This is a genomic window from Legionella sp. PATHC039, from assembly GCF_026191275.1.
Taxonomy (GTDB): domain Bacteria; phylum Pseudomonadota; class Gammaproteobacteria; order Legionellales; family Legionellaceae; genus Legionella; species Legionella pneumophila.
On record NZ_JAPHOP010000001.1, the window covers coordinates 1946626 to 1972967 of the forward strand.

A 26342-nucleotide genomic window follows, 5' to 3' on the forward strand; every position below is an offset into this window, starting at 1 on the left:
GAGTCAACATTTCTTTACGCATCTTTATTAGAGATAATTCTTACTTTCAGCACAGCACCGATTTGCATCTGATTGCAACAAAACAAACTCACTTTAACCCTTCGCTTATAAGAAATTTGCATAGACAATATACAAACAATTGATTTTAAAAATGAACTATCGGTTGATATTATTACCCATTTGATTAAAACAAAATCCATGTATTTGGGAGATTTTCACGATGTTTTACGAATTAATATTAACCAGAACCAGCAACCTGATACAAGAATTTATCTCTATCCCTCATGGCGTTACCTCTCTTGATTTGAGTTTGAATGAATTAGGCAATATAAGTAATGCTGAATTAATTCAGGCCTTTAAGTATATACCTGACAGCGTTATATCGTTGGATTTGACTAACAATCACTTATGCGACAAAAGTGGTGCAGAATTGGCACAACTCCTGGCCGCCATCCCTACCAATGTAACTTCTCTCAATTTAAGCTGCAATGATCTCCACAAGAAAAGTGGTGCTGAATTAGCACAAGCCTTTGCTGCTATCCAAGCCAGTGTAACTTCGCTTAATTTGCATTGTAATTACCTGGGCAATAACCGTGGGGTGGAGTTAGAAAAGGCCTTTGCGGCCATCCCCGAAAATGTGACCTCACTGGATTTAAGTATGAATTATTTCGATCTGGAGAGTAGCACTGACTTATCACAAATTTTTACCAGTATCCCTCCTCACGTGGCGTCACTTAATTTGAGCTTTAACTCCTTGCATGAAGTACCCTTTGAAAAGCTGGCACTCCTTAAGGATTCTCTAAAGCATGTGCAAACTGTTTATTTGAGCTTTTATAGTGTCAAAGAAATGTCCAAAGAACAACGAAGAGCACTGGGCGCTGCATTTCCCAATGTGCAAAAAATCATTTTGATTGATGATTATGGCCATAAAATTCAACCGTCTATAACAATTTCTAACCTGATTAGGGAACTTTCTGGAAAGGCAGATGCTCCTTCCTTGTTAAATCAATGTATTCTTTTTACCCAAAGACATCAAAAAGACAGTGATAACAAGATTATCCCTAAGGAATTAGAAGAGAGCATTCGAACTTTTAACTCTCGCTGATTGATAATCTTGAGCAACCATCGATCGCTCTTGTCAATGAATTAAAAAATACCAAAAACTTGTTTGACTCTTCCAAGTCAAACAAGAAATGGAATAATCGACAAAGAAAAGAACTCTTGTTAATCTTTGAAAGTTGTCGGGGAATTAAGCATTTTGGATATTTCTCCAAGATGCATTTCTTCTTCTTGAATCATTTGTCTTGCAAATTCTTCAACTAACACCGACTTATTTTCTGAATATTGTAATAGTTGATAATACAAATCCAGGCTTTGCCTTTCATGCTCAAGTGACTCTTCTAAAATATTGCTAATATTATGCTCATGAGTCTCTAATAACTTACCGATTTTAAGTGTAGGATGATAGGAAAAATGGGTAATAAGCTCACCGATTAGATGAGCGTGGTTCAAACTTTCTTGAGCCTGATCTCGCATCCATTTGCAGATCGGGATGCGATTAAATCCAAAGACCATAAAGGAGTAATGGGTATAGCGCACAACACCCGCTAGCTCGATTTCCAATAATTTATTTAGAGTTTTTATGATGGCATCATCAATGTCTTGAGTTTCAGATCTTCTATGTTTCATAGGATTACCTGTCATTTTACTTATCTAAGTATAGAATAATTTCAAGAAAATCTCGAAGCGTTATCAGTTATTGAGAAGTGCCTCTCATATCTAACATAAGCTGTGACGCAAAGATTACAATTCGCTGTTGCCAATTACTTGTAAAAAATTTAACTAATTTGAACTATAATTAATAATGCAGTGGGTTCGATCAAATAATAGGGATAATGCTTTGAACAAAGTGATAAAGGAATTACAAAAGTTCTCTCTGCGCAATGTAGCTAATATGTTATTTTGCGTTGATAGTAGTGTATTGCCCGCACAATCTAATATAGAACAAAAGATACAAACAAAAGGCATAATGTACAATGATCTTTGTAAAGACAGCTTCGATACTGAGGTCCATCTTAACAGCAGCCCTCTTTCCATAGCCGGATTCACACTGGTTGAATTATTAGTAACCCTATCTGTTTTTGCCATCATCTTAACTCTAATCGTCCCTTCACTAAGAACTATGATTTTGAATAACCGTTTGACTTCAAACATTGACTCACTGGTAAGCTCGTTAAACTATGCGCGTGGAGTGGCACTTGATCGAGCAGTCAATGTGGCAGTATGTCCATTAGGTTCACCAGGTTCAACGGCCTGTGGAGCTAACTGGAGCTCAGGATGGATAGTGGTGACCCAACCAGCAGCAGGAGCACCAACGCTTTTAAAATCGCACCAGACTTCAGTGAATGATCCTGTTATCACTTCAAACGTATCCAGTGTTGTTTTTGACCCACATGGGTTATCAACAACCCAAAGTAACTTCACTATGTGTGATAACAGAGGCAATGCGTTTGCCCGCTCGGCAATGGTTTTGGCCACTGGATTTGTCCAATCCGGAACAACACCCGGCCAGGCAGTCTGGAATAATGGAGCTCTGAACTGCCCTTAACGGAGATAGAATATGATTAACCGAATGGATACATTAGCAAAAGACAAGGGAATGACTTTGCTGGAAGTGTTGATATCTGTAGTCATATTAGCCGTTGGCATGCTAGGGATCGCCAGTATGTTGATAGTCAGTAATCAAGCAAACAATTCCAGTTATGCAAAACTGCAAGCAGTACAAGCAGTTTATGATATTTTTGACAGAATTCGAGCAAATTCGGATGCAGCATCTAATGGTAGTTATAATGTCAGTAATATCGGCAGTAATGGATACCCTACGTCCGTAAGTGCTCCTTCAGTATTATGCAATGCATCGGTGTGCAATCCAAATCAACTGGCACGATATGATACCTGGTATTGGCTCACCAGAGTGGTGTCGCAATTGCCAAATGGAAGCGGTTCAATAACTTCTGCTCTTTCAGGTGTGGCAGGGAATACGGTGATTACCGTGACTGTACAATGGGATGATAGTAAAGCACAAAATGAGTTAGGGGCAAGCAGCGCTTCTTCAGGAACTGCCAATTTCGTTCAATTCAGAGTACAAAGTCAGATATGAATATTAAGTACAGACTACAACAAGGATTTTCATTAGTCGAGTTGATGATAGCCACCTTGGTTGGACTGATACTCACTTATTCAATTTTACAAATATACCTGGCGCAAACCCAACTTTACAAAGCATCGAACTCTCAGGATCTTATTCAAAGTACTGAAAATGCCATATCCAATTTACTCATACCGATGATCAGATCGGCTGGATTTGCCGGCTGCGGATCCATTATCACCGCAGTTTCCAGCCTAAATACTGGGGGCCCAAGGCCTTTGGGAATATTGAATACAACGCCAACAATCCTTATGGGTTACAATGGCAGCGGAGCAAGCTTCACAATAACCCAAAGCAATCCTGCAAATAGCACCAATGCCAGTCATTGGTCACCCGCATTAGACTCCACCCTTGTTGGCAATGCTCAACAAGGTAGTGATGTGTTGGTAGTATTAGGCTCTACCTCTGACAGCTATCCAACAGGAATAACCACGATTGATCCCGGCAGCAATACCTTTGTAGTTCAAGGCACTAGCGGGATGTCCCTTACCTCTGGAATGTTTGGAGCGGTTTCTGATTGTGGTAAAACCGTAATATTTCAAATTACTGCAGTAGCAGGAACAACGATAACTCATGATGCTGGTGCTGGAGTGCTACAAAATGCAAGTAGTGCATTCCCAGTCAATTTTCAGGCCGGCTCCCAATTCATTCCTATCCAACAAACTGCATTTTTTGTGGGTCAAGGCCAAGGAGGGCAAAGCGCATTAATGCGGGCCTCTCTCGTTGGCAACAGCTGGACAATACAACCATTAGTACCTGGGGTGGAAATAATGAAAGTCCAGTATGGTATTGGCAATAATGGAGTCATTTCTCGATACGTATCTGCTAATGCAGTAACTGATTGGGCACAGGTCTATGCTATTCGTTTGGGCTTTTTGATCGCAGGTCAACTCGGATCGGGAAGCCTAACAACCAGACAATACAACGTCTTGGATACGCAAATCACCGTACCTGCTGATAACCGCTTAAGGCATGTAATTGAATTGACCATCAACTTGAGGAATTCGATATCATGAACGTATCTTTCACAGCTCAATATTCAAAGCAGAGAGGTTATGTCCTGATAACGTCACTTGTGCTTATGAGCATGCTCACCGTTTTAGCCCTGACCCAGATATCACAAAACACATCTCAAACCCGGATTGCAACCAATGCAACCGATTCGGAAATCAGTTTTGAAAAAACTGAAGGTGCCATTAACGAAGCCATTAATCTAATCATAAATGGCGCTTATAATCCGCAAAGTTTTCTTGCTTCTAATAATGGATTGTATTTATTTGACCCAAGTGCTACTAATCCACTTTGGAAAACGATTAACTGGTCAAGTAGTTCGTCAGTCATTAACAGCTTTCAGGGCAATACAGGGGCGCAAGCCAGCTATTTCATTGAAAAACTGCCGTCCGTTATTATGCCAGGTCAGAGCATGAAAAAGCTAAGTAATGTCTACAGAGTAACGGCCCGATCAGCAGGAGTAAGTGGAGATAGCTCCGTACTCATACAAAGTACAATTCAAATTCAACAGTAGGTTTTGATTATCATGGACGCGTTAAAACTTTGCATTTTAATCAGAGAAGGAGCTCAGAAAGCAATTAGAGTTCTACCTCGAATATTTCTAGCCATTTCATTGTCTGCCTCAGTTTCTCTTTATGCCGTTCCCTTAAGCATTCCACAAATACCTCTAATCATTGCCAGTCCAATTCACCCTCAGGTCCTGATACTCATAGGAAACTCTCAATCCATGGATGGTAATTTGAGTGGAGCAATCATGACGGGCTCTGGTTCTCTGTCCTCCGGTTTAAGCTCCCTTTACAATTCCAGTTCACCGGTGAATTATACCGTACCGGCTGGATTTACTCCGCCAGTACAAGGCCCTGATGCCAACGGCTTAGCTCCTTATACTGTTATTCAAGGAGGTAATAAAGTAGACAACAGTTCAAGCCGACTCAATGTGGCCAAAGCTGGAGTCAAAGCGATTATTGAAAATTACATGCCTACCACAGACTTTGCATTGGGCACCTACAGTACAAGTAACATCAGTACTTATAACACTTGGGTTTATTACATGTCGCCGCCTGGCAGTAATTTTGTGTTCACTAACTCACCAGTAGCTGGAAATCGATACGTTATCAACCCTTGCTATAACTATGGTTCGGCTTCATCAACTGTATCAAGTAACTGCGCATCCATTGGAAGCTTATATGGTACTAGTTTAGTTTCTTCAAGCCAGTATCTACAAATCGGGGGCTCAAGCGATGATCCAACTATTAATGACGTTCTGTATGCTGGAAGTGGTTTTCCTGGAGTTTTTGTAAGTTTTAATGGCCCATCTCCAGCAACACCTTACCCTCCGAATTTTTCTCTCAGCAATTATAATAACGGTAATGTACTTCTTTCCTATTCTTCAACCAGACCCTCGATTGGAAGTTTTGCTACAGGCCCCACAAATGCAGGTTTTGTACCCTTTTCACAACAGGTAATGTATGTGCAACGTGGTTTTGGCTATTACAGCAATCAATCTTTTAATACCGGCAATATGAGAGTGAACATGACTACGGCAGGAACAAATCCCACTACTACTAGTGTTACTAATGCAATTAATGCGTTTTTGCCTCATCTTCGACCTGAAACAAATTCTACATCCACGACAGAAATCAAAGCAGCCGCTGTACAATCCCCTCTTGCAGGATTATTGACACGATCTCGAAGTTTCATGAAGACTGTCGGTACAACCAGCGGCAATTGTCCGCAAAAACAATACATTATATTAATTTCTGATGGTCTACCCACTCAAGACCTCCAGGCAAGATATTGGCCGCCACTAGGCAGTGCGGCTGCGGCCGGCTATGGCGTCACCGCAACATTTAATGCCGATGGCTCGCTGAATAGTACTAACAGTCAAGCCTTATCGGATGCAATCAATGAAATAAAAGCTTTAAAAAACGATGGCGTTCTTACTTTTGTTATAGGCATGGGAGCTGGTGTAGATCCTGCTGTAAATCCGGAGGCAGCTGCAACCCTTAGAGCCATGGCTGTTGCAGGAGGTACCGAAAACTACTACCCTGCAACAAGTCCTCAAGCTCTAGTCAATAGTTTGAATTCCATTCTCTCAAATATTCAAAATGGATCTTTTTCAACCTCTGCAGCAGCTATCAGCTCAACTCGTATTGACAGTAGTACTGTAGAATATCAAGCCAATTTTATAACCAGAGATACTCCTTATCAAGATTGGACAGGTAATTTGACAGCCATCGAGCTGGATGAGAATACTGGTCAACCAACCAATTCTATACAATGGTCAGCTCAATCGACACTTGACTCCTTAGTGTCCGGAACTGGATGGTCTAATAATCGAAAGATAGCGACTTGGGATCCCATAGCCGCAGACGGAGTACCGTTTCGCTGGGCGAATATTAATGCCACTCAACAGGCACAACTGCAACCAAGTGATCTGTTGGGAGAAAACAGATTAGAATACCTGCGTGGCAATGCCACTCTGGAAAAAAGAAACGGGGGAACATTCCGTGATCGCTCGCATGCTTTGGGAGATATTATCGATAGCCAGGTAATTTATGTTGGTTCCCCAAGTGCCCCGTATTTAACCTCCAGTTATATCAGCTTTGCAAAAGCCAATGCCAATCGACAACCCATCTTATACGTTGGGGCAAATGACGGAATGCTTCATGCCTTTAATGCAACCACTGGAGAAGAGTTATTTGCATTTATCCCTAATGCCGTGTTTAATAATCTTCATCAACTCACTTCTCCGCTGTACAACCAAAATCATTTATTCTTCGTCAACGGATCTCCAGAAAGCGCTGATGTACAATTTTCCGATGGTTCCTGGCATACCATTCTGGTGGGAGGTGAAAATGCAGGTGGTAAAAGCATCTTTGCCCTGGACATTACTAATCCCACAAACCTGAGTTCTGAAGCAGGAGTGGCCAATGCTGTGCTCTGGGAATTTACAGATTCTGATCTAGGGTTAACTTATAGCAAACCTCAAATAGGCCAAATCAGATCCGGAAGTACATCTTCATTAAATTTTGCCGTCTTTTTTGGCAATGGATACAACAGCCCAAACAACACATCCGTATTTTATGCTGTCGACCCTCAAACAGGGGCAGTCCTAAGAAAAATAGATCTTTGTGCTGCTGTCCCTTCAGCCTGCAATGTCAATTTACCCCAGGGATTATCGACAGTCGCATTGGGACAAAAAGACGGACTGCAAGCTGATCCTGTTACCGTAGTGTATGCCGGTGATTTACAAGGCAATCTGTGGGCAATTGATGTTTCCTCGGCTGATCCTGCCAGTTGGAGTGTGCGTGTATTATTCCAGGCAAGAGACTCTGCTGGTACACCGCAACCTATCACTACTCCTCCTTTAGTGACATTGAATCCTAATTATCCTCGCAATCCAGGACTTTTTGTTGTGTTTGGCACCGGACAACTTCTGACCACATCCGATTTGGTCACTACTCAAAGACAAACCATTTATGGAGTTTGGGACAAGCCGCTGTCATCAGTACCATATGTTCGTGCCAATCTCCAACAACAAACTTTGACCTTGGTTAACTCGGCCACATCAGGTTTATCAACAAATATTATCACTGCTACTGCCAATACCATCAATTGGAGTAATAAAGTGGGATGGTTTGCCGATATGCCTGTAGCGGGACAAAGATTAATTACTACGCCTGAACTAATTAACGGGGCATTTATTGCAACACTAAACACTCCTCCTCTCAATTCGTGCGGCTTTGGTTTCACATCCATGCTTCTGGAGCTTAATTTCTTAAATGGCGGTGCTTTTCAATATGCGCGATTTGATATTTCCGGCGATGGAGGCTTTGATATAGCCGATCAGTATAATGGAGCCTACCCCGTTGGAATTGGTTTGTCCAACAGTTATGCCAACTCACCCACTGTGCTTGGGCCTAACAAAGATAACAATCTGGTCATTCTGATCACACAATCGGATGGAACACAAACTACGGTAATTGCTCCTAACATTACACCAAGAAAAATAGGTTGGTGGCAAATTCAATAGAGGATACCCAAATGCTCTGTAATCGACATTTTATGAAGAATAAGCGCATGAGACAATCTGCGTTTACCCTGGTTGAAGTTCTAATCAGCATGGTCATTGTGGGAATTCTGGTTTCAATTGCCTATCCATCCTATTTACAATATATCCAAAAATCCCGTCGTGCCGATGCTCACGCCACATTGACACAAGATCAAATTATTTTAGAACGCTGTTATTCACAGAATTTTTCTTATGCTGTGGCGTGTGGCGCCTTACCAGCATTTCCTCAAACAACTCCGAACGGGTACTATACTATCAATATTTCAAACCTGACAGCCACAACGTATACCTTAACTGCAACCCCTGTTGGAACTCAAGCCAAAGATACCGAGTGTGCCAGCATGTCAATTAACCAAGCCAATGTAAAAACAGCCGTGGATTCCTCCGCTAATGTGCAACCAGAATGCTGGAATCCTGGTTAATACTGTAAAAAATTCTTTACACGAAGGATTCAATTCGAGTAGATTTGCCAGTAAGGGAAAGTCCAACTTAATTTGAAATGGAAATTTTTTGCTTTTTAATAGGCGTACTTTATGCTTATACCTATAATATTTATCTAACTATTGCGATTCCTTTACTCTTTTATATCACACCAAGATATCCAATTGTCCTGTTCTTCATCGCCGGATCTGGCTTTGCCCTGATTCATCAGTGGATTGTATCTCCCAAGGGCATGCCTGATACGCAAGTAATCACACAAGCCCAATTGGAAGGAACAATTGCTTCCATCCCCATGCAACGTCCTAACAAAACCCAATTCCATTTTGCAATTGAAAAAATTAATAATAACCCTGCTCAAGGCTTGATCCAATTAAACTGGTATAACAAACCACCTGTCTTACGAGCCGGTCAGCGATGGCAACTTTCAGTGAAACTAAAAAAACCTCGTAACTTCGACAACCCGGGAGGTTTTAATTATGTACGTTACCTGGCGGCTCGACATATCTATTGGACTGGCTATATTCGTTATGGGAATAATAAGCTAATTAGCAATCAACCCTCTTCTTTCAGTTGGTTAACACTGCGTGAAAAAATTGGGGATGCTTTGACCAAACTGGCACCGGATACAGAAACGGCAGGCATCATCGAAGCATTGACGTTAAATGTTACTCACCATATCCATTCAGATCATTGGAATTTGTTCCGAAGAACAGGAACGGTACATTTATTCGGGATTTCAGGAGAGCACATCGCTCTGGTCTCTGGCATTTTCTTTGTAGTGATAAGATGGATGTGGTCAATGAGCTATCGCTGTTGTTTATTCTTACCAGCCAACACCATAGCGAGTATCGGTGGATTACTAGCTGCCTTGCCCTATGCCTTTTTAGCCGGTTTTGAACCTCCTGTACAGCGCGCTTTGATTGGTTGTGTACTTTACACAATATACGCCATAGGAAAACAACGTTTTACTCCATGGCAAATATGGAGATATGCCTTATTTTTAGTCTTGTGTATTGAGCCCCATGCCGTATTCCTGCAAGGTTTTTATTTTTCATTTCTTGCCGTGGCCTGTCTTCTATTGACTCATCAACGCTGGCCACTGAAAAATTATAAAAAAACACTGGCATTACAATTAAGTTGCCTCATTGGATTGATGCCCTTGACTCTCCATTGGTACGCCTATGGTTCTATCAATGGATTTCTTGCCAATTTATTCGCCATACCTTTAGTCAGTTTTCTGATAGTACCCTTGGCTTTAATGACTATGATAACGAGTCCATTTCATTGGTCCTGGATATTGATGAAACCATTGACGTGGCTTGTTGCCCTGTTACTGCAAGGACTAACGTATGTTGAGCAAATAGCAGGGATCAATATCACCTGGTCCATCACCTCAGTAACAATGATGATGGCTATGACAGCAGGTCTGTTTTTAAGGGTATTATTACCTGTCAAGCCATTCAAACACTTGGCTATCCTTTGGATTATCCTTCCCTTATTTCCGCCTCGTACTGCAATTTATCCAGGGGAAGCATTAATTAATATTTTGGATGTCGGGCAAGGACTTGCCGTTGCGATACAAACGCAACATCATGTTTTACTCTACGATACAGGAGATTCCTATTTTCAGGGGAGTGATTTAGGACAAATGGCGATAATCCCCTTTTTCAGGTCAATTGGAATAAAAACAATTGACAAAATAGTAATAAGCCATCCCGATAAAGATCATAAGGGCGGATTAAATTCCCTTGAAAAAGAGATGCAAGTCAATCAATTAATAGTGAATGATCCCTATTTCTATAAACGTGGAAGTAATTGTCATTCATACCCACAATGGCAATGGGATGGGGTGAGTTTTCGTTTTTTACCCATCAGGGAAGCTTTCAATAAAAAAAATAACAATTCTTGTATCTTACAGGTAAGTAATTCGGCTGGCAGGGTTTTGTTAACGGGAGATATTGAAAAAGCAGCTGAAGAGTACCTGGTAAGAAACTACGGCGGTCAGCTGGCATCCGAAATTTTAGTTGTGCCTCATCATGGGAGCAAAACGTCTTCATCCTATCGATTTTTGCTGGAAGTAAACCCGCTTTATGCCATTGCATCTTTAGGATTTGATAATCGCTTCAAATTTCCACATTCTAAAACTTTGCAAAGCATGAAAACATTAGGTATCACTTTTTTTAGAACAGACGAATGCGGAATGGCAGGAATTAAACTACCTGCGTCAGGTAAGATTAACAAACCAACCTGTATGCAGGCTGAATAAATGGAGTGGCTGACCCATGCTATACCTAAGCCTTATTAGCCGATTGGAACCACCAGTCACTTAATGGCGTATTATTGTAATACTTTAAATGTTCCGTAAAAAATTGTAACGCTTTGTCCTTTTGTTTAGTGTGTATCAACACCAACAAGTAAGTCTGAAAAAAAAGCTCTATCTGCGCATCGCTTCCACCTAATTGTGCACACTCAACAATCACCGGCTCCATCAACATCAAGGCAGTCTTATAATCTGCATCGGCAAAGGCATAGATACCCTGACACAGGGGTAAAACGACATCGCCCCATAGAGCATCAGAAGAAGGTGAACAGGCGTAAAACTTCATTCTTTTCAACGACTCATCCGCTTCGTTTTTATAACCTGATTTCACCAGACAATAAATAAAATGAGCATTCGTAAACCCGGTATAATATTCCAATGGATGGGTACTTAAATGGTCTACAACCTGATTTAATAGCCTGTCTTGGGGTAGACCTGCCATATCCATGCGCCATAGCAGGGAAATAGTATCCAGCTGCTCAAGCACAGTATCAGGCAATGCCCCTGAAATATGGGGGTATAACTTTTTAACTTCCTCTTCATTACGATTTGCCAAATAAAATAGTGCTAAATGCCAGGTATTATGGCCTTTCAACAAAGGCAAAATATCCTCCCAGGTTTTTTGTAAATCTCTAAGTCTATTGATACCACCAGTAATATCACTTGTTAATAAATGCACATGAGCCAGGGTATGATGTGCCCAAGGGGTAAGCAAATTCATTGTGATAGCTTCCTCAGCCATTTCCCTGGCTTTGGAATACTGGCCGCACAGTTCCAAGGCAAAGGAATGTATGGCTAAAAAATGGGACTCATCCTGATTCTCGTGAGCGCACCTATCACATACTTTAAGAAAATACTCTGCATTAAAAGCCTGTCCCGTACAATAAAAAAGCCATTCTGCGAATTTAAGCGCCAGAGTATCTCTGGGATACCTTTCAAGCAGAGTAACTAACAAGCTAATGGCATTGGCATAATCTCGCTTAGACCAATTCGTTACTGCTTCAAAAATTAATTTTTCACGTTCATTCGCTGATGTTAATAACCTGGATGCTGCTTGCAAATAATTGCTGGCTTGTTCATTCGCTGCATCTTCTTGTGCATACAAATAAAAAGCAGCCGCATAAGTTTGAATTAATAAATTCTCAGGATATTTTTTTGCCGCATCCAGAATTTGGATTGCGTTTTGACCGGAACTTAATACTTGTTCATGAAAATAATTGATACTATCTACTGTCTCTATGGAGCCTGTCGTTACTTCCAATCCACGTTGAGTATGCATTCTCGAAATCCTGTCAATGAATGAAGCAATGATTAAATGATAGCACAAATAATAAGCAACAAGGGCGGCAGTAACTCTCCAATTAGATGATAATACGGCCTGAGATCTCGACGACAGGGGCAGGGTTCCAAATACTCTTACTAAAATTGTTTTTCCTGACCCTGACCAGGAATTAATACAACATCAGATTACCCACTGCCCACTAATCATGCTTTATCATTGAGTTGAATTACCATCACCTGAATTGGATGGTTAGTTACGTTTTCATCATTATGTAATTCGTCAGGAACGTCTTTGGTAAGATAATACGCCTTACCTTTCTTTAATTTTAAATAGTGTACTTTTCCTTTGTTGTTTGTAATTTTCAATGTCCCATCCGTCAACGCGACCAAAACCCGATCGTTATCATGTCTGTGCATGGGCAAAACGTGTTTTGAAGAGGGATAGATAATTGTTTTCCACACGGTTACCCTGGCATTAGATAATTGTTCAATACGTTGAGTTGATAATCCAGCAGCCTGGAGCGTGCTTGTACCCAGAACAAAGATCATAAGCAATTTGAATAAATTAATTTTTTTCATCATGTTAGATTACTCTCCATTTTCAAATAAAATAAAACCGTATCATTCCGCTAATTCCTCAATTTTCCTTTAACTTTCCAACACATAGCTCACAAAATTGCTATAATTATAGTAGGAGGTCATTGTAAGGAGTTTGAAGATGTTAACTACATTTCTAGCCACAGTGATTGGCTGGTATTTAGTCATAGTAAGCTTATTCTTATTATTCCATAATGAGCATGCAAAATCAGCTATGGCAGAGATTATAGCTCATCGCGGATCGCAATTGATTATGGCTATAGTAACTTTGATTACAGGTTTGCTTTTAGTCGTCAGTCATAATATCTGGGTAATGGGCTGGCCTGTTGTTATTACTCTTTTTGCATGGTTAGTCTTGCTTGGTGGTTTAATAAGATTTTTATGCCCCGATACCGCAGTTAGAGTAGGCCAATCATTTGTCGATAATCCAATGAGACTAAAAATAGCAGCTGTAATATTCTTTATTATTGGTTTGTTCCTGTTATTTAATGTCTATTATGTTTATTTGAAATAAAGGAAGAGTTATGGGGGTACTATGACTCATTCTGTTTATGGGAAAAGGAAGCGATAAAGTCCTTGTCAATTCAGCAGCAAGGAATGCTATGATATGATGCTTGATATGATATGCCTACAAAAAAATGACTAGAACCCAAACCTGCCCTCATCAAACGACCGTTATTTCAAATCTTAAAATAATTCCACTCACTTTGGGTTGGTTATTAAAATCTGCTTTGCTCATTATTATAATCGCCGTTTTTATTCCACTATCCCCCAAAATGCCAGCTCCCGGTCTCGATGCCTCTTGGGCTGTAGGACTTAATCAAGCAGTTGCCCAAGGTTTAGCTTTTGGTAAAGACATTTTTTTTACCTTAGGACCTTATTCTTCCATCTATACGAAATTCTACCATCCAGCTACCGATTTCATGATGGTTTCGGGAAGTTTGTATTTGGCTTTATGTTACTGGATAGCTATTATCCTTTTAATGCAAGGCATTAAATGGCGTTGGAGTATTGCTTTTGCAATACTTCTCTTTAGTATGATCTATGCTCGGGATTCTTTGTTTTTTTCCTATTCATTAATCATTGGCTTACTCATTCATAAAGAAATTTCTGGAAAAGAAACACCCTTGAAAAGCAATTTCTGCACTTTATTTGCTTTGCTTTTTACGCCATTCGGTTTATTTCCTCTGATCAAGGGCTCTCTTTTAATATTAAGTATTATTACCATGCTCTTATGCTCTTTATTTTTGAGCCTATATAAACAGCGTAATCTTGCTGTGCTTTGTCTGGCATCTCCAGTAGTTTCCATATTGTTTTTTTGGATAGCATCCGGGCAATCTATTTTCAATCTGCCAGCTTATGTCAGTAACACTATCTTGCTTGCATCAGGTTTTACTGAAGCCATGGCAACTGAAGGAGACAATAAAGAACTGTTATTTTTTGGAATTACATCTTCTTGCATTCTCTTATCAATACTCTTGCAAAAACATCTCTCACCATTATCCAAAGCATTTCTATTTTGTATCTATCTCGTTTTTCTTTTCCTCTCATATAAAACGGGTTTCACAAGACATTTTGGCCATGCCTTCATTGCTGGCACCTCTGTTTTGCTAGCCTCTTTTTTGTTACCGTATTTTAATTCCAACAACAAAGTAATAGTCCCATTATTAGCTTTATCCCTTTATACAGCGAGTTATATCAACGGGCACTATACCAAAATATCTGTTCGAGATAATTTCATTTCCACCTATACCGCCGCTTACTATGGCCTTAAAAACAGAATCCAGAATAAGAATTGGTTAAAAGAAAATTTTTCATTAACGATGAATTATTTGAAAGCCCGCGATGATTTTCCCAGATTACCAGGTACTACTGATATTTATTCTTACAATCAAACTTCATTAATCGCCTCGGGAATGACATGGTCGCCAAGGCCAATCTTTCAGAGTTATTCCGTTTTTACTGCAAAAATGGCAGAAATCAATACGAATTACCTTTTAAGTGAGAACAAACCGGATAACATCCTTTTTAAAGTAGAACCAATTGACAATAGAATTCCTTCAATGGAAGACGGAATGAGTTGGCCGATACTGATTAATCATTATCAACCAGTACGGTTAGAAAATGATTTTTTATTTTTAAGAAAAAAATTAGTCAACAAACCTGTAACATCTTTAGTGCCATTAAAAACAGAAATTCATACTTTTGGAGAGCAACTTAAAATACCTGATACCGATAAACCTCTTTTTGTCGAAATAGATATTCAACCAACGCTCTGGGGGATGTTAGCGACGACCTTTTTCAAGCCTCACCAGATTGAAGCCAATTTGGAATTAAAAAATGGCACCCAAAGACAATATAGACTCATTTCCAATATGGCAAAATCGGGTTTTCTATTATCCCCATTCATAGAAAACAGCGCTGAGTTTGGACTATTATTTAGCCAGAATAATTACCTGGCAGGTAAAAAGGTTATTTCATTTTCCATTAACTCAAAGCAAGTGCCTTCGTCGCACTGGCAAACGAAATATACTATTCATTATAAAACTTTTGCCAGCAATAATTAAAACAACAAGGATGCGTCAATAAAAATAGTATACCAAGCTCTTCTTTGTTGATTTTTGTTTAAATTCCAAACAAATATCTTCCCAAAAGACAAATTAACAAGTAAAATATGTACTAAATTAATTCATATAGTTTTATATGTGACTTTAGGGTTCTTTTTATGTACAAAAAATATCGAGCTCCCATCCGATTGTCAGACAAGATGAAAACTCTTAAAAAGAATCTTCAGGATCAACTTGCACAATCACAATCGTTAGGTGAGCAAATTCATGCTGGAACTACAGCAGCATCAACAATAACAACGGGAGTTAGTCATGTGTTTAATGTCATTGGCTCCTTTTTAAGCGCCTATCGACAAATTCCACTGGTAGGCGGAATACTGCAACTAGTGGCCACACTTGCCAAATCAATTTCTATTGTGAGTGATCCAGAAAAACCGATAGCTGAAAAAATAATATCATCGATTCTAATTGCTGCCATTATAGGCCTTTCTATTGCAGCGAGCACTCTCGGTGGATTGACTGCCGCAATCATAGGGACAGTAATTGCCTCTACTGTAACCATCATCGAAGGATTTGGATTTTTTGGGAAAATTGCTCAAAAATTTCAATTGGCAAATTCCTACAAAATGAAAAAAGAATTTATAGATCTTGTAGCGAAACGTATAGAGCCAAACAATGATAAATATAATGACTTATTCGAAATTCGTGCCATAGAACTCCAACATGATCTTGAGAAATCTTATCCCAATCAAATTGAACAGCAACAATTAAAAGAAGAGTTGAATTTTATTAATGCGGTACTTAGGAAAAAAAAGATCACCCCAGGAAAAAACAAAGAGAATGACGCTTACAAATTAAACCAACTCTATGCTAAACGCGCTGAGCAATTAAAAACCCTTGTAGATAAAATTGCTTTAATCAATCCAACTGGAAAGCGATCTGAGCAAAACAAACTGTTAAGCGAAATCAAATCATTACAAAAAGAAATAACCAAAACCGACGATAGCATAGAAGAAATCATAGCCCCGCTTGCTAAAATAGAACGAGACAATTTGAAATCTACCATTAATTTGCCATTAAGTTACAGTACCTTTGCTATAGCAGCGGCCAGTACTTTAATATCGATAGCCGGCTTATTGGTGGTAGCTGGCGTGATTGCCGCACCTCCGATTATGGTCCCTATCATGTTTGCAGTAGGTAGTGTTATGGCAATCATTGGTTTAATCAAGTGGACTGCTGAAAAAATGGCTGAAATAGAGGATGCTCAATTAAAAGCAGAAGAAACTGCGAAACACGAGGATGCAGTTTTGGATGAAGCATTAAACGTTTATGAGCAACAATTAAATCTTGAGTTAGTCAGTCCTTCAAACCCTGCGAGACAGGTGAAAAATATATTAACAGTTCAAGATAAAGTGCCTGCTTTGTCGCCAACTGAAAGTACTGTAAACTCATTAGATTCCAGATTTACTTTATTTGGCTCATCTTCTCGAGAGCACACAAAAATAGCAGAACAGAAAACCACTGATACAACTAATGAACAAGCACCTACAACTTTTGATTCCATATCCAAATCAACTCGTTAACAAATATGACAACTTTTTATAACTTTGTTATAATTGACTTATAAATAGGCAGTTTATAGATAATAACTGATTCGTGAATATAAAAATTAATGAAATCAAGAGAAAAATTCATGGCCAGAAATAAAAGACTCGATCGTTTTCATAATGCTCAAAATAGTAATACTTGTGGCTACGATCAAGCATTCAGAGAAATACAAGGCGGAAGAAAAAGAAGCCATTGGATATGGTATATTTTTCCTCAATTGGAAAATTTAGGTAAAAGCCCATCGGCCAAACTATATGGAATTAAAGATTTTAATGAGGCATGTGATTATTTAAAAGATCCTGTACTGTTTAATCGCTATTTTGAGTTAATAAAACTCATAGAGGAAAAATTAAATAACATCCCTCTACCTCATCTCATGGGTGGTTTTCCTGATGATCGTAAATTCATCTCAAGTTTGACCTTGTTCCAAGCCACTTCAAATTACCTGAGTTCAAAAGATACGGATTCTCAAAACAAGTATCATGAGCTTTATGAGACTTGTAATAGAGTTTTTAAACAAATTGCTCCACAGGGTTATTCTCCATGTCAACAAACTGAGTTATTGGTCAAACATCAATTAAATTCCCCTCTGAAAAAGACAACAGAAAAATCAAGTCAACCTCCCCAAGTGACTATCTTTTCACCCAAACGGTCCAAACCGAATACTGCTCACCCTATCATTAAGGATCTTGCTCAATATATAAACAAGAGGGGAAATGAATGGAGTTATCATTACAATTTTCTAGGCCTAGTGGCTTTCGTTTATTTCATACAGGATTTAATTCTTGGAACCGATTATTTGAATGATAAAGCTCGTCAAGTCAAATTAACTGCTGCAAGCAAATTACGGAAAATTCTTGATCCCGAATGCAATGAACGATGTAATCTAAATCCATCAGAAAGAAAGGCGCTTTCCGATGGTCGCTTGGGGGAGATTATTAATAAACATGGGGGATTGAATAAAATCCTGACAGAGGCTCCTGACAAACCTCCAAAAAATAACCGAGCCCAGGAAATCAGCAGTAATCCCTTTTTATAAAAGAATTTCCTTATAAACCCAATAGCTTTTACAATTTTTTAATCTCCAGGAATTAACCACAAACTAAATTAGACTTCATACGTCACCTGTCTATTTTGTATTATTCAAAGGACTCCCATAAGGCAACATGTGCACCGGTCGGATCGACTATAATAGCAAAACGTCCCATTTCACCAGCCTGCGTTATTCCTTTGACTTCCTGAGCGCCATGTTGTTTTGCTTTTTTTAAAGCCTCTGATACATCCTTGACATAAATATAAGCCATCCAGTGAGGAGGAATATGACTTTGTTGATCTTTGGGAATTTGCCATATACCAGCCATTTCCTTATCATTGCATTGAATAAGAGTGTAGGTCATTTCCTCTGATTCAATCTCTCTAAATTGCCAACCAAAGACCTTGCCATAAAAATCCTTTGCCTTTTTAACATCAGAAGTGGCTAATTCATTCCAACAAAACTCTCCAAACGCAGCTTGAGTCATAATAATCTCCTTTAATTTGTTTTTTTAGAACAACTTGATTGGTATTCGGATTTATGCAAAACACCAAAGTCAAGGCAAAAAATATTTTTTAATGAGGGGATCTAGATAAACTAAATGACCGAATTAAAAACTTTTTTAACAAAGAGATTGGGGTTTTCGTAAGTCCTTATACTGTTAATAAGCGATTTCCTGATTACCTTCATTACTTGACAAGGAATACAATTTAATGAATAGTTCACACAGAATAGTAGACTAATGTTATAAATACTGCCATTACCAGGATTAAATATTTTTAACCCAATCTAATAATTACATTATGAGTCAAAACATCATTCTAAACCGATGCGAATGGGTAGGGCAAAACAAACCCCATTATGAACTATACCATGATACTGAATGGGGAATTCCTGTTCATGATGATGAAAAACATTTTGAGATGCTCATTCTGGAAGGTGCTCAGGCAGGGTTAAATTGGGAAACTATATTAAAAAAGCGCGACGGATACCGGAGAGCTTTCAAGCAATTTAACCCGCAAGCCGTAGCTCAAATGACTGATGATGAATTGAATGCTTTGTTAACTAATCCTGAAATTATCCGCAACCGGCTTAAAATCTTTTCTACCAGAAAAAATGCGAAGGTTTTTCTATCTATTCAACAAGAATATGGATCGTTTGATTCTTACGTTTGGCAATTTGTTAATGGGACACCTATCATAAATCGTCCTGAAAGCATACTCGAAGTACCTGCGACCAGCAAAGAATCAGATGCCTTATCCAAAGATCTGAAAAAACGAGGGATGAGCTTTGTTGGCTCAACCATCATCTACGCTTACATGCAAGCCATTGGTATGGTGAATGATCACATCGTAACCTGTTTTCGAGCCGAATAAAAAAATCACTCGAACTCCTGAAGGTGACTCATATTCCCCATAAGCTTTTTAGCGAAATCATTTAAACCGGATTATCTGTCGTATCTCGGCTTAACCACAAATTAGAAATTCAGTTTTCATATTTTGTTAAGCCAAGGAATGATAGTTTGACCACCCTAATCAGGTTCTCAAGCTAACTGTAATGTAAGGGCCACCTACAGAAAAATTACTTTGTGTGTGTTTGGCACTTGATGTCGACAAAGAGCCAGTGTCCAAGGCAATAACATTGGTATTTGTTTCATAACTGGATAAAGGATTAAAATACAAAGCTCCCATATACCCTGCTTCAAAATTCAAATCCCAATTTTGTTTCAATGAGTAAAGATAACTTAATCCAATTTTGGCATCCAGAGCAGGAACCAGTTGATTGACACTGGGATTAGCAAGTCCTTCACGATTTACAAAGATTCCAGCGATAATCAGTTGCTGAGAGGTTCCTGTGAATTGGTATTGAGCTGGTTGCATTCTGCCGTACAAGACTGAGCCGGCAAGTTGTCCAACCAAATTGAACCCATGAGAAACAATATAACTATTATTGAATCCTAATCTTGGCCCAACACCTTTGTATGTGGATGTATTGTTTAATGACAGTATAGGGAGTGAAAAGCCCCGAAAAGTTGATATCAACTCTTCCTTTATCCAGGCACTGCTTAACCCTGTAAAAAGCCTTGTCTGTAATTTGGAGCCAAAGTTAATAAATTTTCCAACATCGAGACTGACCGCATCATAACTAAAATCAAGACTGGCATGTGCAAGCTTCAATAAAGCCACTCCTGTAATTTGGCCAGAAGGCGTAGGAGGAGTACCGGTCTGAGAAAAAGGAGAGATCCATTGCGATGAGGGATTCACAAAGACATTATCAGTATCATTGGTACGCAGATGAGACCAGTTTAATTGCAAATCGCTTCCAGAATTGACAAATACATAACGTCCTCCCAAATTAAACCCAACTTGATAATCTGGATTAAAAGTAACAACCTGCCAATTAGGCGATGGTATTGGCAGTACTGTCGTAATCACCCCCCAGCCTAAATTATTCGCTCCCGGTTGCAGATAAAAGGCTGTCGCAGAAAATTCATATCCCGGTTTCAAATTAGGAATGAACACTCGGAAAAGGTCGCTATTTTCAACTGGCCCTGTATCACCGGCATAATTGCATACACCAAACAACAGTAAAGTAATTCCCATAAGTAATTGATGATATTTCTTCATATTTAATAAATCCTCCCTAATGCATGATTTCTATCAATCAAAATAAACTCCAAAACCAAGTTTTTATTCTTTAATCTATGGATTTTAGCGATGGACCAATCGAACAGCGATGAGTAAATCTGTGGAGTTAAGTTTAAGATTTATGCCTGAATTGGTACAAATTTCCAGGCAATCTTAGCATAGGAAAAATGTAATGTATTGAAAATTAATTATTAAATTCCCAGGCGTGTTTAAAACTTATCCCTTATACTGCTGGAAGGGATAAGTACCCTCCTTTATTGACGTATTAAACGAATATTTTGCCCATCAAAAACACAAGGTTCTGTTGACCTGATTGGATTAATATCCAGACCTCCTCTTCTTGTATATCGTCCATAAACAGTCAATGATTCAGGTTGGCAAAATCGCATAATGTCTGCAAATATCCGTTCAATGCACTGCTCATGAAATTCATTATGATTTCTAAATGAAATCAGGTACTTAAGCAACCCTTCATGATTTATCTTTTTACCTTTATAAATAATTTGAACGCTCCCCCAATCCGGCTGGTTGGTAACCAGGCAGTTTGATTTAAGTAAATCAGAATACAATACCTCTTCAACTAATTCAGACGAGGTCGAAAGAAAATCAGGCATTACATGATATACAGAGCATTCAATATCAAGCTTATCAAGGCAAATACCATCGAATGCAGCATAGATAGTTTGACTAGCGATTTCCGACAAGGGGTACACATTAACCACCACTTCAGAACCAATGCAGTGACTTAAATCTTTGCTAATAGTTTGCACAACGGTTTCCACGTCAGGGAAAGTACTATTATTCAACGAGTTAAAATAGAGTTTTAATGACTTTGATTCAATAATGCACGGGGAATGACAATCATAAGAAATAACAGCTATCGCAGCAACTGGTTTACCTTTGGAGTTTAACCAGGACACCTCATAATGATTCCAGCAATCAAAACCATAGAAAGTGGTGGAGTTGGGATCCAAATTAATTTCCTGGCGTTTTGGGGCTCTAGGAATAGGATACAGCCTTTTAGGATTATAGTGGTCATCATAATTTGAACTTTGCCCCAGTTCCGATTGATTTGTTATATTCTGATAAGTGCTTTCAAGTTCCTTATTCATTATTGATGCCTTTTGTAACTCTAAAAAACAAAGTGATTATAATCTATCATGTTACCTAAGGGTCAATTTTTTCTTAAAAAAAAAAGGAAATAGCCTATATTTAATTAAAGATACTGAAATTAGCATCTAAAGGAGTGCATTTACCCATGATTAATCAACAGATAGAAGTATTCTTGAAATCTCCTGCTTTTGCCGTAGTTGGTGCCTCTTCCAATAGGGAAAAATACGGCAACAAAGTATTGCGATGCTATCTTCAGAATGGCAAAAAAGTCTATCCTGTAAATCCACATGAAACGCTGATTGAAAGCTTGCCTGTTATTCATTCAGTAAACGATTTACCTGATGATGTACACAGTATTTCTATTATCACCCCTCCATCCATTACTGAAGAAGTCGTCAAGGAAGCAGTCAAAAAAGGAATCCAACATATATGGATGCAGCCTGGAGCAGAGAGTGACTCGGCCATTCAATATGGCTTGGATCACAAGCTTAATATCATTTCTGGGGGACCTTGTATATTGGTTGTCATGGGGTATGAAGAGAATTAAGGCAAAACAAAAAGCTATTTTGTAGTCCAAAATAGCTTATTTGATTTTTTATAATCCCAGCCGATTATTTAGAACTCCTGAAATGCTTTAATGATTCATTGACCACACTTTCAAGAGTTCTATGTTCTGCATATTTTTCTCTTAAAAAGCTGGCATCACTCCCTTTATGAGTTATTTCATAAATATGCTCCAAAGCCATAGTACTATTTAGCTGATTAGCATAAGGCTTTAATCGGCGAAGTGTTGTTAAAATATCTTCTCGAAGCAAAATTTGCTCATATGTTTTGGGGTGCACCAGAGTGCCATCCAGACCGAATCGGCATGCTTGAAAACGATTGTAATTGTACACAAGATAATCATCTTCGTGAGGCAGAGGTTCTTTATTTTCCAATAAATAACTACAAAGCGCTTGCATATAACAAGCTAAAGCGGCTGCTCGCTCAACCGTAAGGGGACTATCACACACCCGCATTTCAATTGTCCCAAATTCAGGTTTAGGTCTTAAATCCCAATAAAAATCCTTCATACTTTTCACTATGCCGGTATGCTCCATTTTTTCGAAATAACCGAGTGAGAATTCATCCCAGTTTAATACAAAGGGAGCCCTTCCACTTAATGGGAAGGCAAATACCGAATTCAATCGAGCAGAGTTATACAAGGTATCCTTACTCTGAACGAAGGGAGATGAAGCAGACAATGCAATAAAATGAGGGATATAACGATTTAAAGAATGAAGTAAAAAAAGTGCTTGATTACCGTCCTCACAACCAATATGTATATGTTGCCCAAAAATAGTAAATTGCTTGGTCAGATAACCATATAATTCAGACACCTCTATAAACCTGGTTTTATTAAAAATTCGCTGATCAGACCACATTTGAAATGGATGGGTTCCCCCGCCACAAATACCAATATTTAATCGGTCTCCAACTGTCACCAGGGCATCGCGTATATGAAACAGTTGTTTCATTAGTTGATCATATTCTTCATGCACATCTGTCGCTATTTCTAACATACTTTCTGTGATTTCTGGCGTGAAACTGCCGGGAAAAGACGATCGTCCCAAGAGCTCCAATATATCAGGGCTAGCGGCAGTCAAGTCAAAATTACTTAAGCTGATTAATTGTAATTCCAGCTCAACCCCCATAGTCAGTAAATTAGATGTTTTGAATGGTTGTAAAGGCATTTCAAAATTCCTTGATTACAGAGATCTCGTTCGCTTTAATTAAAGCACGTTGAACCATTATTGGACCCAATATTTCCAAAGTCAGAGCAACCATAGCCAGTGGGGCCAGTGTATCTACCAAATTAATACCAATATATCGACTCTGCTCTAAAATCAAAATGACAAAAACAGAGATGGGGGTCATAGCCAAACCAGTCAATATACCTTTTTTAAAGGAAATCCCACTAATATGAGCAAATAAACTAATCCCGATAATTTTAGCTACCAACCTTACAGTTATAATTGATAATCCTATCCATACACCAGTTACTACCCTTTGCCATTCTATGGTTGCTGCAATAAATACAAACAATAGTACCGATAACAAATCACCTAAAGTGCCAAATCCTGGCTGTGAAGGAGAAAAGACCATTCGCCCATGGCGGGAAACCAATCCAAAGGTTAATGTGGCTAAAACCGGGGACAATTTTAAATTATGGGTTAAGATAACCAGCAGTATCACAGCGCAGGCAAATGCCAACGTATTGTCTTGACAGGTACTTTTAACTGTTTTAAGCAAAATGGGCATTATCACTCCAAAAATAATCCCCCAAATAGTTGAAATGGCTGTCACCGTTAAGCTGGCATAAGCTGCTTCCCAAAGATTTCCTGAAGTTCTGAAAACAACCAAGCCAATGATGACTTTGAATAAAAATACTGCCAACACACAATTGATCACGGAGAGATGTAAAACACGTTCTGTCACTTGGCCTGAACTACGTTGTTCATTAATCACCCTGACTACAGTGGCTGGTGAAGTCGCCATAGACAACGAGGCCAATAAAAGGCAGGTCGAAGTTTGTAACCCAAAGGATTTCACTAAAATATAAACCAGGCAAAAGGTTAAAGTCGCTTCGGTAATACTGGATGCTGCAACCCAGGGGTTATAACTTAACCAGCGTAAATTAATTCTATAGCCTGATTCAAACAAGATTAGCCCAAAACCAATATTGGCTAAAAGTAAAATAGATGGTGGTTGAATAGACGGTAATAATCCTATTTGAGTTGATGCTAGTGAAAATCCTACAATCGCATAGATACTGATATGAGGTAATTTTGCCCATCGATATCCAAGTTCCCCTGCAAACCAAGCTATCAATAAACTGATAGGCCAAGCCAAATCGGTTATAATTTTTCCAACATCAATCATCCATACCTCCTATGAAAATCCGACCTTACTTTATAACACACATCGATTTGTTTTGCAGAATTGAAGTATTTTTAAGACAATATAAAATAATCAGGACTTACGAAAAATCCTAAGGCCGAGGCAGAAAATGTTTTTAATGAGGGAGTTTAGATAAAGTAAATGACCGAATTAAAAACTTTTTTAACAAAGAGATTGAGGTTTTTCGTGAGTCTTGATAGTTTTTTTATCCAATTAGGAAAATCATTGCTACTAACCACATTAACGAGAACCAAAAAGAAATCTCAACAACTCCTTATTTTAATAGGCTTCTTATTAGGGATATCACCAGTCATGGCTTTAGAAATTATTACTATAGAAAAAACAGAAAACCACCATATGCTAAAAACTCGGGCTGAAAATATTCAATTTCCCTTAAATCAAGAAGATAAAGATTTAATAGAAGCGATGAAAAAAAAATTATACGCATTGGGAGGGGTTGGTTTGGCAGCACCACAAGTCAATTCCGCCAAACAAATTATCGCAGTTTACATCCCTGAAGAAGCTCAGCTTTTACGTGATAATGCGAAAATCTTTCCAATGCACATCCTAATCAATCCAAGTTACGAGCCCCTGCCCCACACTCGTATTATTAGCGACTTTGAAGGTTGTTATTCAGTATCCAGTAAAGCAGGGAAGGTGCCAAGATATGATGAAATTCAGCTAAAGTACTATGATGAAGAAGGGAATGCTCACCAACAAATCGAAAATGGCTTTTACGCCCGTGTTTTGCAACATGAAATTGATCATCTGAATGGTGTATTAATCACCGATCGTTTAACTCCAGATTGTGTACAAGGGACTATTGAAGAAATGATGGTTATTCGTCGTGCGGAATTGCCTGTAGAAAAACGAAAATTATTTGATCAAATCATGGCAAAAAAACAAAAAAAATAACACTGCGTTTCCAAGTTATCTTTTATGAATTGATTTCAATGATAAACTGCCCTGGGTAATTTTTTTGCTTGTTCAACCCAGGTAACAACTTGAGATAATCCAGGTACATGTTGCGCCAAATGACATTGCTCATTTTTCTCTTTTAATGAGCTATAAAGTTGCTCAGGATTGCAATGTGCTAACTCTGGGATTGAGTCAATACCAGCCTGCTCCAGAAGCTCAGCATATTCTTCATTAATACCATTTACTCGTGCAAGATCAGCTTGATTGGTCCATTTCAAAATCAATTTATGACTGATTCCCGTTTGCTCGGCTACTCTAAAACGCCCCCGGCGACCACTACAAACTCTTAATAAATCGTCCTGGCTTTCAATTCCTACTCGCTTTAACATTTCAGCATATTTTGGGCCTACGCCTTGTAGCTCAATTAACTTGTGCATTTTATTTCCAGTCTTCTAATACGGTATTACATATATAAAATTATAGAATATAATGATTAATTATTAACCAAAATAAATGTTGAAAAAATTTATGCCTCACGTATTAAAAAAAATCAATTCATTTGGCAAAATGAAACAATTTCAT

24 protein-coding genes are annotated in these 26342 nt (G+C 38.7%); 15 read left to right on the forward strand and 9 right to left on the reverse strand.

Annotated features, from left to right (window positions below; genetic code table 11):
* Nucleotides 1–220: 220 nt before the first annotated feature.
* Entirely contained in the window at nucleotides 221–1105 is an 885-nt protein-coding gene (gene legL6, locus OQI99_RS08700) for a Dot/Icm T4SS effector LegL6 (protein WP_265731740.1), read from the forward strand.
* Nucleotides 1106–1224: 119 nt separating this feature from the next.
* Here the strand turns inward: legL6 and OQI99_RS08705 are convergent, their stop codons facing one another.
* The gene (locus OQI99_RS08705; RefSeq protein WP_011216283.1) at nucleotides 1225–1689 is read right to left on the reverse strand and encodes a ferritin-like domain-containing protein; all 465 of its coding nucleotides are present in this window, start codon (nucleotides 1687–1689) and stop codon (nucleotides 1225–1227) included.
* Nucleotides 1690–1900: 211 nt separating this feature from the next.
* Here OQI99_RS08705 and OQI99_RS08710 point away from each other — a divergent pair, with 211 nt between their 5' ends.
* The 7 genes from OQI99_RS08710 to OQI99_RS08740 all read left to right on the forward strand — a co-directional run bounded on the left by OQI99_RS08710 (nucleotide 1901) and on the right by OQI99_RS08740 (nucleotide 11001).
* Nucleotides 1901–2608, forward strand: a complete 708-nt coding sequence (locus tag OQI99_RS08710; protein ID WP_080447506.1) for a GspH/FimT family pseudopilin — start codon at nucleotides 1901–1903, stop codon at nucleotides 2606–2608.
* A gap of 12 nt (nucleotides 2609–2620) precedes the next feature.
* Nucleotides 2621–3160 carry a type IV pilus modification protein PilV gene (pilV, locus tag OQI99_RS08715; protein WP_061514147.1) on the forward strand — a complete coding sequence of 180 codons (540 nt, stop codon included), beginning with the start codon at nucleotides 2621–2623 and terminating at the stop codon, nucleotides 3158–3160.
* Nucleotides 3157–4224, forward strand: coding sequence for a PilW family protein (locus OQI99_RS08720; protein WP_061514148.1), 1068 nt, complete (start codon nucleotides 3157–3159; stop codon nucleotides 4222–4224). Before pilV ends, OQI99_RS08720 begins: the two co-directional genes overlap by 4 nt.
* On the forward strand, nucleotides 4221–4733 hold the full coding sequence (locus OQI99_RS08725) for a pilus assembly PilX family protein (protein WP_061514149.1): 513 nt from the start codon (nucleotides 4221–4223) through the stop codon (nucleotides 4731–4733). Before OQI99_RS08720 ends, OQI99_RS08725 begins: the two co-directional genes overlap by 4 nt.
* Before the next feature lie 12 nt (nucleotides 4734–4745).
* A complete protein-coding gene (locus OQI99_RS08730) occupies nucleotides 4746–8255 on the forward strand; it encodes a pilus assembly protein (RefSeq protein ID WP_061514150.1) in 3510 nt (1169 codons plus the stop codon).
* Between the two features lie 11 nt (nucleotides 8256–8266).
* Nucleotides 8267–8716 (forward strand): type IV pilin protein, encoded by a 450-nt coding sequence (locus tag OQI99_RS08735; RefSeq protein ID WP_061514151.1) that lies wholly within the window; start codon nucleotides 8267–8269, stop codon nucleotides 8714–8716.
* Between the two features lie 77 nt (nucleotides 8717–8793).
* Nucleotides 8794–11001 carry a DNA internalization-related competence protein ComEC/Rec2 gene (locus tag OQI99_RS08740; protein ID WP_265731741.1) on the forward strand — a complete coding sequence of 736 codons (2208 nt, stop codon included), beginning with the start codon at nucleotides 8794–8796 and terminating at the stop codon, nucleotides 10999–11001.
* A 25-nt stretch (nucleotides 11002–11026) separates the two neighbouring features.
* Here the strand turns inward: OQI99_RS08740 and OQI99_RS08745 are convergent, their stop codons facing one another.
* Nucleotides 11027–12334, reverse strand: a complete 1308-nt coding sequence (locus tag OQI99_RS08745; protein ID WP_265731742.1) for a tetratricopeptide repeat protein — start codon at nucleotides 12332–12334, stop codon at nucleotides 11027–11029.
* A 206-nt stretch (nucleotides 12335–12540) separates the two neighbouring features.
* Nucleotides 12541–12918, reverse strand: a complete 378-nt coding sequence (locus tag OQI99_RS08750; RefSeq protein ID WP_061514154.1) for a hypothetical protein — start codon at nucleotides 12916–12918, stop codon at nucleotides 12541–12543.
* Nucleotides 12919–13054: 136 nt separating this feature from the next.
* On the opposite strand from OQI99_RS08750, the gene OQI99_RS08755 reads away from it, so the two are divergent.
* The 4 genes from OQI99_RS08755 (at nucleotide 13055) to OQI99_RS08770 (ending at nucleotide 18147) form a co-directional block, all read left to right on the forward strand.
* A complete protein-coding gene (locus OQI99_RS08755) occupies nucleotides 13055–13447 on the forward strand; it encodes a hypothetical protein (RefSeq protein ID WP_027266704.1) in 393 nt (130 codons plus the stop codon).
* A 124-nt stretch (nucleotides 13448–13571) separates the two neighbouring features.
* Nucleotides 13572–15500, forward strand: coding sequence for a hypothetical protein (locus OQI99_RS08760; RefSeq protein WP_265731743.1), 1929 nt, complete (start codon nucleotides 13572–13574; stop codon nucleotides 15498–15500).
* A gap of 158 nt (nucleotides 15501–15658) precedes the next feature.
* A complete protein-coding gene (gene sidA, locus OQI99_RS08765; protein ID WP_061514157.1) occupies nucleotides 15659–17083 on the forward strand; it encodes a T4SS effector SidA in 1425 nt (474 codons plus the stop codon).
* Nucleotides 17084–17193: 110 nt separating this feature from the next.
* Nucleotides 17194–18147 carry a DUF1810 domain-containing protein gene (locus OQI99_RS08770; protein ID WP_265731744.1) on the forward strand — a complete coding sequence of 318 codons (954 nt, stop codon included), beginning with the start codon at nucleotides 17194–17196 and terminating at the stop codon, nucleotides 18145–18147.
* A gap of 100 nt (nucleotides 18148–18247) precedes the next feature.
* Here the strand turns inward: OQI99_RS08770 and OQI99_RS08775 are convergent, their stop codons facing one another.
* Nucleotides 18248–18628: a VOC family protein gene (locus tag OQI99_RS08775; protein WP_061514159.1), complete on the reverse strand. Its 381-nt coding sequence runs from the start codon at nucleotides 18626–18628 to the stop codon at nucleotides 18248–18250.
* A 316-nt stretch (nucleotides 18629–18944) separates the two neighbouring features.
* On the opposite strand from OQI99_RS08775, the gene OQI99_RS08780 reads away from it, so the two are divergent.
* The gene (locus OQI99_RS08780) at nucleotides 18945–19517 is read left to right on the forward strand and encodes a DNA-3-methyladenine glycosylase I (RefSeq protein WP_265731745.1); all 573 of its coding nucleotides are present in this window, start codon (nucleotides 18945–18947) and stop codon (nucleotides 19515–19517) included.
* Nucleotides 19518–19676: 159 nt separating this feature from the next.
* On the opposite strand, the gene OQI99_RS08785 is transcribed toward OQI99_RS08780, so the two are convergent.
* Nucleotides 19677–20768 (reverse strand): Lpg1974 family pore-forming outer membrane protein, encoded by a 1092-nt coding sequence (locus OQI99_RS08785; protein ID WP_265731746.1) that lies wholly within the window; start codon nucleotides 20766–20768, stop codon nucleotides 19677–19679.
* Nucleotides 20769–21043: 275 nt separating this feature from the next.
* A complete protein-coding gene (queF, locus tag OQI99_RS08790; RefSeq protein WP_061514162.1) occupies nucleotides 21044–21901 on the reverse strand; it encodes an NADPH-dependent 7-cyano-7-deazaguanine reductase QueF in 858 nt (285 codons plus the stop codon).
* A 146-nt stretch (nucleotides 21902–22047) separates the two neighbouring features.
* Here queF and OQI99_RS08795 point away from each other — a divergent pair, with 146 nt between their 5' ends.
* A complete protein-coding gene (locus tag OQI99_RS08795; protein WP_061514163.1) occupies nucleotides 22048–22449 on the forward strand; it encodes a CoA-binding protein in 402 nt (133 codons plus the stop codon).
* A gap of 64 nt (nucleotides 22450–22513) precedes the next feature.
* Here the strand turns inward: OQI99_RS08795 and OQI99_RS08800 are convergent, their stop codons facing one another.
* Complete coding sequence (locus OQI99_RS08800; protein WP_061514164.1) at nucleotides 22514–23635, reverse strand: YbdK family carboxylate-amine ligase; 1122 nt, start codon at nucleotides 23633–23635, stop codon at nucleotides 22514–22516.
* Nucleotide 23636: 1 nt separating this feature from the next.
* Complete coding sequence (locus OQI99_RS08805; protein ID WP_265731747.1) at nucleotides 23637–24824, reverse strand: cation:proton antiporter; 1188 nt, start codon at nucleotides 24822–24824, stop codon at nucleotides 23637–23639.
* 330 nt (nucleotides 24825–25154) lie between these two features.
* On the opposite strand from OQI99_RS08805, the gene def reads away from it, so the two are divergent.
* A complete protein-coding gene (gene def / locus OQI99_RS08810; protein ID WP_061514195.1) occupies nucleotides 25155–25757 on the forward strand; it encodes a peptide deformylase in 603 nt (200 codons plus the stop codon).
* Nucleotides 25758–25792: 35 nt separating this feature from the next.
* Here the strand turns inward: def and OQI99_RS08815 are convergent, their stop codons facing one another.
* Entirely contained in the window at nucleotides 25793–26197 is a 405-nt protein-coding gene (locus OQI99_RS08815) for a DUF4332 domain-containing protein (protein WP_011214833.1), read from the reverse strand.
* Between the last annotated feature and the right edge of the window lie 145 nt (nucleotides 26198–26342).

Coding starts and splice junctions, on each gene's coding strand:
- legL6 (WP_265731740.1), top strand. CDS start 221: ATGTTTTACGAATTAATATTAACCAGAACCAGCAACCTGATACAAGAA.
- OQI99_RS08705 (WP_011216283.1), bottom strand. CDS start 1,689: ATGAAACATAGAAGATCTGAAACTCAAGACATTGATGATGCCATCATA.
- pilV (WP_061514147.1), top strand. CDS start 2,621: ATGATTAACCGAATGGATACATTAGCAAAAGACAAGGGAATGACTTTG.
- OQI99_RS08720 (WP_061514148.1), top strand. CDS start 3,157: ATGAATATTAAGTACAGACTACAACAAGGATTTTCATTAGTCGAGTTG.
- OQI99_RS08725 (WP_061514149.1), top strand. CDS start 4,221: ATGAACGTATCTTTCACAGCTCAATATTCAAAGCAGAGAGGTTATGTC.
- OQI99_RS08730 (WP_061514150.1), top strand. CDS start 4,746: ATGGACGCGTTAAAACTTTGCATTTTAATCAGAGAAGGAGCTCAGAAA.
- OQI99_RS08735 (WP_061514151.1), top strand. CDS start 8,267: ATGCTCTGTAATCGACATTTTATGAAGAATAAGCGCATGAGACAATCT.
- OQI99_RS08740 (WP_265731741.1), top strand. CDS start 8,794: ATGGAAATTTTTTGCTTTTTAATAGGCGTACTTTATGCTTATACCTAT.
- OQI99_RS08745 (WP_265731742.1), bottom strand. CDS start 12,334: ATGCATACTCAACGTGGATTGGAAGTAACGACAGGCTCCATAGAGACA.
- OQI99_RS08750 (WP_061514154.1), bottom strand. CDS start 12,918: ATGATGAAAAAAATTAATTTATTCAAATTGCTTATGATCTTTGTTCTG.
- OQI99_RS08755 (WP_027266704.1), top strand. CDS start 13,055: ATGTTAACTACATTTCTAGCCACAGTGATTGGCTGGTATTTAGTCATA.
- OQI99_RS08760 (WP_265731743.1), top strand. CDS start 13,572: ATGACTAGAACCCAAACCTGCCCTCATCAAACGACCGTTATTTCAAAT.
- sidA (WP_061514157.1), top strand. CDS start 15,659: ATGTACAAAAAATATCGAGCTCCCATCCGATTGTCAGACAAGATGAAA.
- OQI99_RS08770 (WP_265731744.1), top strand. CDS start 17,194: ATGGCCAGAAATAAAAGACTCGATCGTTTTCATAATGCTCAAAATAGT.
- OQI99_RS08775 (WP_061514159.1), bottom strand. CDS start 18,628: ATGACTCAAGCTGCGTTTGGAGAGTTTTGTTGGAATGAATTAGCCACT.
- OQI99_RS08780 (WP_265731745.1), top strand. CDS start 18,945: ATGAGTCAAAACATCATTCTAAACCGATGCGAATGGGTAGGGCAAAAC.
- OQI99_RS08785 (WP_265731746.1), bottom strand. CDS start 20,768: ATGAAGAAATATCATCAATTACTTATGGGAATTACTTTACTGTTGTTT.
- queF (WP_061514162.1), bottom strand. CDS start 21,901: ATGAATAAGGAACTTGAAAGCACTTATCAGAATATAACAAATCAATCG.
- OQI99_RS08795 (WP_061514163.1), top strand. CDS start 22,048: ATGATTAATCAACAGATAGAAGTATTCTTGAAATCTCCTGCTTTTGCC.
- OQI99_RS08800 (WP_061514164.1), bottom strand. CDS start 23,635: ATGCCTTTACAACCATTCAAAACATCTAATTTACTGACTATGGGGGTT.
- OQI99_RS08805 (WP_265731747.1), bottom strand. CDS start 24,824: ATGATTGATGTTGGAAAAATTATAACCGATTTGGCTTGGCCTATCAGT.
- def (WP_061514195.1), top strand. CDS start 25,155: ATGGCTTTAGAAATTATTACTATAGAAAAAACAGAAAACCACCATATG.
- OQI99_RS08815 (WP_011214833.1), bottom strand. CDS start 26,197: ATGCACAAGTTAATTGAGCTACAAGGCGTAGGCCCAAAATATGCTGAA.